We start from the raw sequence: 9,955 nt of genomic DNA, 5'->3' as shown, positions 1-9,955 counted from the left end.
AAGAATCCTCACTCTTGCACTTCTACGAATTTCTTGAAGTTCAAAATCCACTTCATCACCTGCTTCTTGAAGACTCCGGGAAACAAGCGGGCCATCATCTGGACCATGAATCCATGCAGCTCGGTATAGTGCACTTCCGACCAATAGGCAGTCCTGCCATCTCCTAGATCCGTGAATCGCGTAGTCAAGCGATTGGACATCTTCTCATGCACATACTCCCCGATAAACTCATCCGGAAGGTCATTCTTGACGATGGTCTCATGGAGCTCCATCTCATTCTTGCCCATGAGATAGCGCATACGGGAAGTGGATCCTGTTGCGCCTCTCTCTCCGGTCAGATGTTCAATCCCGAGGAATCCCTCTTGCCAATGCTTGAGGTTATCCGGGTCGGACCAGAGTGCCACGACCTTATCACGCGGAGCATCGATGTTCGTCTCACATATGAATTTCAGTTCCATGGTCAAGCTATCCAGCCTTTGCGCTTGGCCTTGTGGGATAGAAAGTAGAGATACATGGCAACTATGACCACCAGAGCAGGCATGACCATCGCACCTCCTCCCATTTCTGTAAGAATATCGGTCATGAAATACCAGCCGAAGAATTGCACGATCACCCCGACCAAGGATAGTCCTAGCAAGGGGAGGGCAATCTTCTTCTTCAGCAGCAGCATCAAGCTGCCTAGAAATCCGAAGATCGTTGCGGTACCATAGGCTACCCAATTCCAAAGTGGGGAGTTGGCATAGGCTTCGGCCATGGCAGGTGGAAGTTCGGCCATCTGTTCGGCACTCATCTGCGTATCAGAGATAAAGGCGGCAAGGCCCATGATATTCCAGAGCAGCGCGATGACGGCCACTATGATGAACCAAAGGGGTGATTTGATGGAGGTCATGGTCAGGTTTTGAGAGGTTAATAGACCCTCAATATACGACCGAAGGACTAGAAGACTACCAGATGAAGGTATCGGAATTTCGATAGGAATCAGGCATCCATGCTCTGTTGCGTGCGATCAATTGGCGCTTCATCTCTTCCCATTGCTCCACCTCACTATCGATCTCGCTGGGATCATTCATCAGATGAAGTGCGGTGAAGTCCGGAGCCGCTGACCTGTCATAGACCATGACGACATGAAGTTTGGGTCGAGAGATTCCATCTTCAGTGATGCGACTTCTTAAGTAATAGGTCGTGAATCCATGCGTGCGGATGGAATCCTGCATCACTTGGACTATTTCTACTGAATCAATCTCGCTTTTGTCCCATGAATACTGATATTCATAAGTAGACCAGCGCTCTTCTGTGCGCTCCGTGACAAAGACCCTTTTCAGATCCATGGTATCGCTCCAGAGGTCGGTGCGCTCGAGATTCTTGAGAAATCCATAGTCCTTTAATGCATCGCCCTCCAAAAGGCTCACAATAGCACTGTCCGAAACAGACTCTCCGTAGTGTGTCAAGAAATGTGCAAAGGCTTTGCGGATCTCAGGTCTTGAGCTGGTACCGACATCCTCAAAATGATGCTCTACCTCCGGTAGATGGGTGAAGGGGCGCAGTAAGCTCAGATAGTCGAAAAGATCCATCGATGATTTCCAAGAATTCTGCTCGGTAAGATCCGTATAGGTGAAGTCCGTACTGCTCAACCTGCGAAAGGCCAATTTGGATTGTCTGAGCAGGTAATCATAGCGATCTGTATAGTGACTGGTGTCAATGACCGCACTATCCAACATCATCTTGAGTGTAAGGAGCACGGGTTCTTTGTACTCATCGTACTCCAAGAGTTCGAGCAACTCGGGGTACAGATCGGAATATATCTCCAAACTATCCTTCAATGCACTGAATAATTCACTTGTGAAGCCCACAGAAACCCCTATAGGCGCTTCTTCGGTCAGTATCTCTCGCACTCGGGCGATGGCTTCTTCTTCTCTGGTCTTGAGAAGTGTTGTCAAGATCTCTACCTGATAGGCCGCACTATCTGAATATGCCTGATATTCCAGTATCAGTGAATCTACCAGACCTATCTCTGTGCTGAGATATCGATAGCGATTGTATCCGGATCGATACTCCTTTTTGTCTTCCTCACTGGCCAATGGGGAAGGGGATTCGACCAGTTGCTGATAGATTGCCCAACGGTCGGCCTCAGGAAATGCCTCCGTCATTTCCAATCGCTCATTGGCCATGGAGAAATAGGCGCTGTCCTCACTCTGGATATCCATTAAGAATATCTCTGGTGCAGCCTCTATGAATCGAGGATAGGCGAGTGTGTCCTCCAGAAGTTCGATATCCTCAATCAGTCGTTGGAAATCTTCTCTGGGTCCGAAGTCTTGATCATATCCTGTCTCAATGGAGATGACAGAGTTCCCCTTGGTCCTGAAATACAGCTCATAGGCATAATCCGAAAGACTGTCGCCCAGCACATAGGTGACCTCGACATCTTCATCTTTCCAGTCCACATCTTTGGAGAGAATGACCAGGTCTCCCTGTCCGGTGATGGCATCGTCCCATTTCTCCAAGAAATCATCTCGGCTCTCGAGGTACTCATAGCGTGGATAGCGGAAATAGGTCACTTTGAGGGGAGAACAACTTCCCGGTGATGCCAGATCCACTTCATAGGAGTATTCATACTCTTCCTCCTGCTCTCCGAATCCGAACATCCCGAACGCACCGGATCCGAGCAGGTCGTCTGTATCCTTTTCCCAAGCTATGGTCGAGCGGAAATACCCAGCAGAATCAACGATAGGGTAGTAGGTATCGAATTGTTCATTCTCCAGTTCCAAGGCATCCATGAAACGCTCCACCTTGGCATCTTTGGCGCTGTAGCACTGCATGGCGATGATGGAATTCCCCGATACTAGGAAGCGTGCGGTCATGCGTTGATCATCCCCTACTCCGAATTCGATCTGCAGGGCCGGCTGACCATTCACCTCTAGGTTCTTTCTATCCAATTCTACGACATCATTGTCCTCTTCAAAGGCCGACTCGGCCAAGTAGAGTAAGTAGCGCTCGTCTTCGATATAATTCCGATCGTAGTGTTGCAATCGGTAGAGGCGATACACATCACCTTCAGCATCGATGGACTGAATGAATCGGTCTCCATTCATCAAGGAAGCCGGTGCATCCATATAATCAGCCACTTCGCCAGGTAGTGTGATGGTCAAGCTTCCATCCATCGATCGGAAGGCGCGCCAAGGGCTGGTGCGTTGCCCATGGAGGTTTATATCGAGACTGGAAAAGAAGTGATCGCCAGCTCCTTTCTTGATCTTCTGTCCACTGCCCGATAGCCGTGCGACTACTACGTCCTGCGGACTGAAAAGAATCATTGCCCGATTGATGTCTCCTCGGGCGATCTCGTGGAGAATGTCCAATCCGCGCATGCCCCCGATCGAGACCTCCTTCTGCTGGATGATCTCCCCGGGGATGATCTCGAAAAGCATGCTGTCCAAGCTTTGGATCTGATGCGAGACACTCGTCCTTTCGATTGCATTGTTGGTCACAAAGCGGTCGATGATGAAGGTGAGTCCATTGGCGATATCCAGTGTGATGAAGGAATGGTTCAAAAGATCCATGCTCATCTCATAGACCTCATAAGGACTATCGAAGTCCACACGGGCATCCTCGCTCACGAATGGTCGCAAAGGGCGTTTGACGAAGGATTCGGAGAGCTTCTCTTTCTTCTTCGCATCCCGCAGGCCCATGCGTACTGGAACGACCGTATATCCGAGGTCCCGCAGCATTTCGATACAGCCTTCTTCTCCAGGCAGGTGAGCGGCCCCCACTCCTGTGAACAAAGGCGCTTGCTGCATAAGGGAATCCATCCCTTCGATGAATTTCTTATTGCGCTCTATCAGAATGTACTTGGTGTAAGCCTTATCATTCAGGCGCATACTCAATGAGTCCAGTCGGTCGAGGTCCCCTTTGCGATATGCATCCTCGATCTTCTCATTGGCCTCGTATCGGGATTGCATGTCATAATCGGAGAAGTCACGGGGATTCTTCTCGATGGCCTCTTGTGCCTTGCGCATCATACCCATGGACTCGTCAAAGGTCTCGAGCCCTATGGTCTCTTTGCCCAACTTGACTGCCGATTGGTAGATATACATATCCAGCCAGGTCTCTTCTTCGAAATTTCCACTGGGGTCGTAGAATCGGAAGAGCAACTGATTGATCATGGAAGGATTGCTCCGGAAGATCTGTTGGATGGTCAGATTGGTATTTTCGGGGAACTCCATGCGTCCTTCGAGCATATTCCAATTTCCCGATCCACCGAAATACTGGTATTCCGATCGCTGGAGCATACGGAAGGTGTTGGTCATCATCTCACCTCCGAGCACCTCGCTGAACCATTGTTCGGGTTCCAATTCCAAAGCCACCTGATCGACCGATTCCAAGGCATCGAAAAAGGGTTCTCCTAAGTAGAATGCGACCTTATCACTCACATGCATGGTCCCGTAGAGATAGGAGGGTTCTTCCATGCCATTGCCCGTGATCTCCCATAGCAGACCTTGGTATTGCTTCTGAGCATGCGTGGTCAAGTAGAACAGGAAGAAGGGGAGGATGAGAAGGTGTCTATGCATTGAATATGTACTAGCGATGGGTACCGGCCCGGCCCTTCAACTGCGGGCAAATGTCGTCCTAATTCATGGAGTTGCCAAGAAAGCTACAGAGGACGTGATTCATCGGGCTGAAAGGAACGGACATCTCTTGAGAATAGAACGGGTCCTATGATTCCATGTTGTCTCCTGTGAAGATGAAAGTGTATTTTGATCCCCATGAAAAGACCACTTGTTTCCCCCATAGATAAGGAGGGCAATGCAGAAGCAGCAGATATGGCCGCTTTCTACCAGGAGACCTTGGGATTCACACCCAATAGCCTCTTTACCATGATGCATAGACCCCGCATCGCCAGAGCATTCTTGGAGATGAATCAGGCCGTCATGGAGAACAAGGGAAGGGTGACCAGTGCATTGAAACGGCAATTGGCCTATCTCTCCAGTCGGACGACCGGATGTCGCTATTGTGAAGCCCATACCATACGCGCTGCCGTGCGTTATGGATCAGAGGAGGATAAGCTGCAGCATATCTGGGACTACAAGACCTATCCGGCCTTCAGCGAGGCAGAACGCGCAGTATTCGATCTGGCCATTGCGGCCTCTCAAGTTCCCAATGCGGTCAGCGATGAGATCGCAGAACGTATGCGTGCTCACTGGGATGATGGGGAGATCGTGGAGATTATGGGAGTCATAGCTCTATTCGGCTACCTGAACCGTTGGAATGACAGTATGGGTACGCAACTCGAAGGCCCAGCTGCCAAGGATGGTGAAGAGCTTCTGGGTACCGATGGTTGGACCATCGGAAAACACACCTATTAGGACCCTATTCTCCGGCCTTGAGCAGCTCGGGAAACTTCTCTTTGAATCGATTCAAACGAGGGATGGACACACTGCGTACATAGGGCTGATACGGATTGCGCTTCTCATAGTCCTGATGATAATCTTCTGCCCGGTAGAAGGCCTTGAAGGGCTCGATATCAGTAGCTATGGGCTGTTCATACTGGCCTGACTCATCCAGAGCATTTCTGGCCGCTTCAGCTATCTGGCGTTCTTCTTCGTTCTGGTAAAAGATGATGGATCGATAGGCTGATCCATTATCGGGTCCTTGACCATTGACCTGGGTAGGGTCCTGACTTCCGTAATAGACATCTACCAGGGTCTTGAAATCCACTACAGACGGGTCATAATACACCAGTACGGTCTCTGCATGTCCCGTCTTGCCGGTGCCCACTTCCTGATAACTGGGATTCTCTGTGTGACCGCCAGCATAGCCGCTCACGGCCTCGGCTACTCCTTCTACGCTTTCATACACGGCCTCCACACACCAGAAACATCCGCTGGCAAAGTAGGCCCTGCTCAGCTCATCCAATCCGGCCTGGGTGGCTTTCTGACCTGGGTCTTCCGAATTCTGATCCTGCGAGGACACATTACAGGAGATGAGTATCAGGGCGAAAGCAAAAGTGAAGAAGTGTTTCATCAGTCGTGGATTAGGTGTAAGACGCGACAAGAACCATGCCTTATCCAGAGACCTTTCAAGGCTCATTCGCTGTATTCGTAGCAGCCTAGATCACCGGGTGGTGTGCGGAGATTTCCTTCCAGATCCTCGCCTAGGAAGAATCCCGGGTCGCCCTTGTCTATGACAAAGGCATCTTCTTCCAGATGGAAGTCATTCTCGCTCGGAGCGATGAATCCCGGACCGAAGAACTCATTGGAGTACATATCCTGATAGATGGTCTCATCGCTGATGTCCATCTCATCCACCCGTACCATGCAGTAGGAGAATACGATGTCCTCTGTGGGTTGGAATTCGCTGAGATCGACCAGGAATTCCTCGAATGTATTTCCATACATGATGCAGTTCTTGGCCGAGAAGGATTCGATGAAGGCCTGATTGGGGTTCCCTGCCTCATCCAGATAGAGATCACTCATGAAGAAACTCGGCTCAGTCCTATTGGACCAGATCCAGTAATTCCCCATGGTACAGTGCGTGAAGTCATAGGCCCCACCACCCGAGATACCAACGGTCTGCTGACCGCTATTGGCAAAAAGACAGTTGGTGGCGCTTATGCGGTACTTGCGTGCCAGTAGGCCGAAAGCGGTCGTCTGTTGGATGATGCAGTTGTTGAGGATCAATTGATTCTCTGATGTAGGCTTGTCGATGTCCTCTTCCTGCAGCACCAGTGGTTTGGCCTCGATTCCGATGATGCTGTTCTTGATGATCACATGATTCAACTCATTGTCCTGCCCCACTGGACCTTCGTTGATGCGGATGAGGTCCCATTGACCTGGTATATCATCATAGAGCTCTTCGGGTCGGTCATGTTGGAAGACCACGGGGGCTTCGGCCGTGCCGTTGACAGTCAATTGTCCACCTTCCCATACCCATATACCCGAGCCTTCGTGTAGAAAGATCTGTGTCCCAGCTTCTATGGTCAGTTTGTCGAATTCATCGATGACCAGATATCCGTATATCACTATGGGTTTCTCATTGGTCCAAGTGATATCCACCGGAGGTTCTTCATTCAGACAATCCCCATCCAGACAGGTAAGGGGAGGGAGACCTGAGATGTCATTGGTGGGATTGTAGAAACATGCATCCTGCCCCCAAGCGACCAGGTCCACATGCTGTTCATTGCCATTGGTGACGAAGACCAGACTATCCATCTCTATGAGCGGGGTGTTGATTCCATTGGGATCGATAGTCACTTCGATGAAGATGAATATGCTGTCCTCGCCTTGGATGAGCACATCGCTGAAAGAATGCCCTGGGTCTCCGTCTACATTGATGCGATAGGCACTGCCTTGGCCTTCGCCCAGATAGATGGAAGAGACCTCGGCCGCCTGATTGCTGCGATTGTACACCTTGAGGAGTTGAGTAGCGGTACCCACGGTGGTGAAGACGGTATCAAAGAGCACGGTATCCCGGCTGAACTCCAGCATAAGCCCGGAATCGGTATTGATCTGCTCATCCTTACGGCAGGCAGTGAAGGCTAGAATGACAGCCATTATGATGAGGAGGGAAATTCTCATAGGAACTCAATGTGCTTCGACTGCGAGATCTCAGGATATCGCATTGCGCATAGCGCAGACAAAGATGGGTTTTTGGAGATAACGCGAAAGAGATCGCCCCATTGTACTGCCATTGATTCCGTTCGAGGGTCTAAGGCTTGCTGCACTGAATCATTTCGAGAACGTCATGACCTTATTCCTTGACCGAACCGAGAAATTGACGATGAGCTTCCAGTAGATTCTCCTCCGAGTGGATGATGTCATTCAACACCGATCGTAAAATGTACTTCTTAGCTGTATCGGTCGCATCAAGATTGGAATAGATGAACCGGATCAACTCACGATGTATGGCCATGAGGTGGGTCTTGCCTTCTTGGATATCTACCAAAGGTGATACCTGAGTGAAATCCGTTAGATGGATGTTACTGTTCAATAGGGTTTGGGCAGTGGTATTCTTGATACTGACCAATTCTATTCCGTTGGTCTCATTGAGAAGGTCCCCCAAGGATAGATCCTCTTCATCGACACGATCATCCAAGAGGTCGATGAAGGCTATGTGCGCAGCCATATTCGTCTCCAGTTCACTCACATTCTCTTTGAATTCCACGGTGATCGAGGACATGACCTTTTGAAGATACTTTTCCTGATTCTGTTCTTCTACATAGTTGTTGACGAAGAGCGCGATCAGGATACCGAGTATCACGGGTATCATCTCTTTGATCAGGTATCTGAGGTTATGAGATGGATTCTTCACTAGGTGAGTCTTTGATAGGACAAGTCTCGGAAGAATAAATGAGATGGATTCTACTTCATAAAGGTGGAATGTCACCCAATCCGATCGGCTCTTCTGATACGTAGATAGAGTATGCAAAGGATACTTGTAGGGCTTCTCATCATGTGGCCGGTCATCACCATTGGACAGAAGATAGACCAGCACATCACTCTTAGAGAAATGGGTCATAGCTCCCATTTCAGATTCAGTTATGACAATGACTATTTCGCCTCCAGCGATAGGAGCTATACCCAGGGATATAGTTTTGAATGGAGTTCGCCATCGCTCTCTCGCAACCCCTTATCAAGGATCCTGATCAAGAAGCGTGACTCGGAGATACGCCATGGATTGATCCTAGAGCATATCGGATTCACTCCGCGTGATATCGTCAGTGAAGAAATCCAATTCGGGGATAGACCATTTGCCTCGGCCATCATGCTGAAATCCATGAATACCTCTGTAGACAGGGATTCTAAATCCCGATTGACCTCTACTCTCAGCCTTGGTGTGATAGGTCCTGTAGCCTTTGGAGAGTGGATGCAGGTCACTATACACCGCGCCTTGGACAATCGCATACCCGGTGGTTGGAAGAATCAAATAGCCAATGATGTGATTATCAATTATGGCCTCGCACATGAAAAGCAACTCATTCGAATGAAGAATAGAGTGGCCATCCACTCCGATCTGGCCATTCAGGTCGGCACTCTGATGAGCAAGGCCCACGCAGGCGCGCAAATTCAGGTGGGCTTGCTTCCCGATGTGTATAACGAAGGTCGATCACTTGGGTCATGGAGCTTGTTTGCCTATGGCAGACCCTTGCTTTCCGCGATAGAATATGATGCCACCTTACAGGGAGGAAAGATCAATCGAGACAGTCCCTACACCATTCGGTCCAGAGATATCGAGCGATTGGTCGGGTCGATGGAATTCGGCATCATCGTCCAAAGTCCTTCCATGTACCTCGAGTTCTTCCGTATGATGATGAGCCCTGAATTCAATGGAGGAGAAGCGGCATCCTATGGAGGTTTGAAAGTAGGTTGGAAGATCTGAAATTAAAGTGGACGTCCTGGATCGGAGGGGCCTCATTCATGAACTTCCATCTCCTTTCTATCTGCCATTTTGAAATACAATCTGATCTCTGTGAATCGATCCACCTCGCTTCGTACCTCTACCATGCCCCCCATCTGCTCGATCATTCCTTTGATCAGATACATACCGATTCCTGTGCCTTCAGCAGATGAAGTGAATCGATTGTACTTACCCCATATCCGTTCTTGATTCTTTTCCAGGTCGATCCCAATCCCGTTGTCTTTGATCATGAGACATACGAACTCATCTCGGATCTCATGTTCTATCTCTATCTCCAATCTTCTCTCTTTCGATCGATACTTGATCGCATTATCCAATGCGTTCTGCAAGATGCTGGTAAGAAAGGTGGGATGTCCTTCGATGACTATACCATCCAATGGCTTTTTGACCACTATCTCGCCTTCTGCCTTTTCCAACTGTATCTCCAAGCTGGTGATGACATCTTCAAGGAGTATAGAGAGTTTGACTTCGTCCAGGTTCTCTTCTTTCTTCCTGCTCTTCAGACTTTCCGCTAAACTGTCGATGGTAGACAATAGCTTATCCACGG

General features: G+C 49.4%; 9 protein-coding genes. 2 read left to right on the top strand and 7 right to left on the bottom strand.

All coding sequences use genetic code 11. The features are described 5' to 3' along the window. Positions 1-8: 8 nt before the first annotated feature. From HKN79_08905 to HKN79_08895, 3 genes are read right to left on the bottom strand one after another with little or no spacing between them, the layout of a single operon-like run. Positions 9-458: an SRPBCC family protein gene (locus tag HKN79_08905; GenBank protein NNC83684.1), complete on the bottom strand. Its 450-nt coding sequence runs from the start codon at positions 456-458 to the stop codon at positions 9-11. Positions 459-460: 2 nt separating this feature from the next. Further along, complete coding sequence (locus tag HKN79_08900) at positions 461-889, bottom strand: hypothetical protein (GenBank protein NNC83683.1); 429 nt, start codon at positions 887-889, stop codon at positions 461-463. 55 nt (positions 890-944) lie between these two features. Beyond that, positions 945-4,562, bottom strand: coding sequence for a TraB/GumN family protein (locus tag HKN79_08895; protein NNC83682.1), 3,618 nt, complete (start codon positions 4,560-4,562; stop codon positions 945-947). Between the two features lie 195 nt (positions 4,563-4,757). Here HKN79_08895 and HKN79_08890 point away from each other — a divergent pair, with 195 nt between their 5' ends. Further along, positions 4,758-5,357, top strand: a complete 600-nt coding sequence (locus HKN79_08890; GenBank protein NNC83681.1) for a carboxymuconolactone decarboxylase family protein — start codon at positions 4,758-4,760, stop codon at positions 5,355-5,357. 4 nt (positions 5,358-5,361) lie between these two features. On the opposite strand, the gene msrA is transcribed toward HKN79_08890, so the two are convergent. The 3 genes from msrA to HKN79_08875 all read right to left on the bottom strand — a co-directional run bounded on the left by msrA (position 5,362) and on the right by HKN79_08875 (position 8,301). Continuing rightward, the gene (gene msrA, locus HKN79_08885) at positions 5,362-6,015 is read right to left on the bottom strand and encodes a peptide-methionine (S)-S-oxide reductase MsrA (GenBank protein NNC83680.1); all 654 of its coding nucleotides are present in this window, start codon (positions 6,013-6,015) and stop codon (positions 5,362-5,364) included. Between the two features lie 62 nt (positions 6,016-6,077). After that, positions 6,078-7,568 (bottom strand): hypothetical protein, encoded by a 1,491-nt coding sequence (locus tag HKN79_08880; GenBank protein NNC83679.1) that lies wholly within the window; start codon positions 7,566-7,568, stop codon positions 6,078-6,080. Positions 7,569-7,740: 172 nt separating this feature from the next. Further along, positions 7,741-8,301, bottom strand: a complete 561-nt coding sequence (locus HKN79_08875) for a hypothetical protein (GenBank protein NNC83678.1) — start codon at positions 8,299-8,301, stop codon at positions 7,741-7,743. Positions 8,302-8,412: 111 nt separating this feature from the next. Between HKN79_08875 and HKN79_08870 the strand changes: the two genes are divergently transcribed. After that, on the top strand, positions 8,413-9,369 hold the full coding sequence (locus HKN79_08870) for a lipid A deacylase LpxR family protein (protein ID NNC83677.1): 957 nt from the start codon (positions 8,413-8,415) through the stop codon (positions 9,367-9,369). Between the two features lie 32 nt (positions 9,370-9,401). On the opposite strand, the gene HKN79_08865 is transcribed toward HKN79_08870, so the two are convergent. Then, on the bottom strand, positions 9,402-9,955 hold a 554-nt coding region (locus HKN79_08865; protein NNC83676.1), incomplete at its 5' end, for an ATP-binding protein.

It is taken from the genome of Flavobacteriales bacterium, from assembly GCA_013001705.1.
Taxonomy (GTDB): domain Bacteria; phylum Bacteroidota; class Bacteroidia; order Flavobacteriales_D; family JABDKJ01; genus JABDLZ01.
Note: the sequence above shows the minus strand (reverse complement) of the source record. Positions and strands in the feature narration are given on the sequence as shown.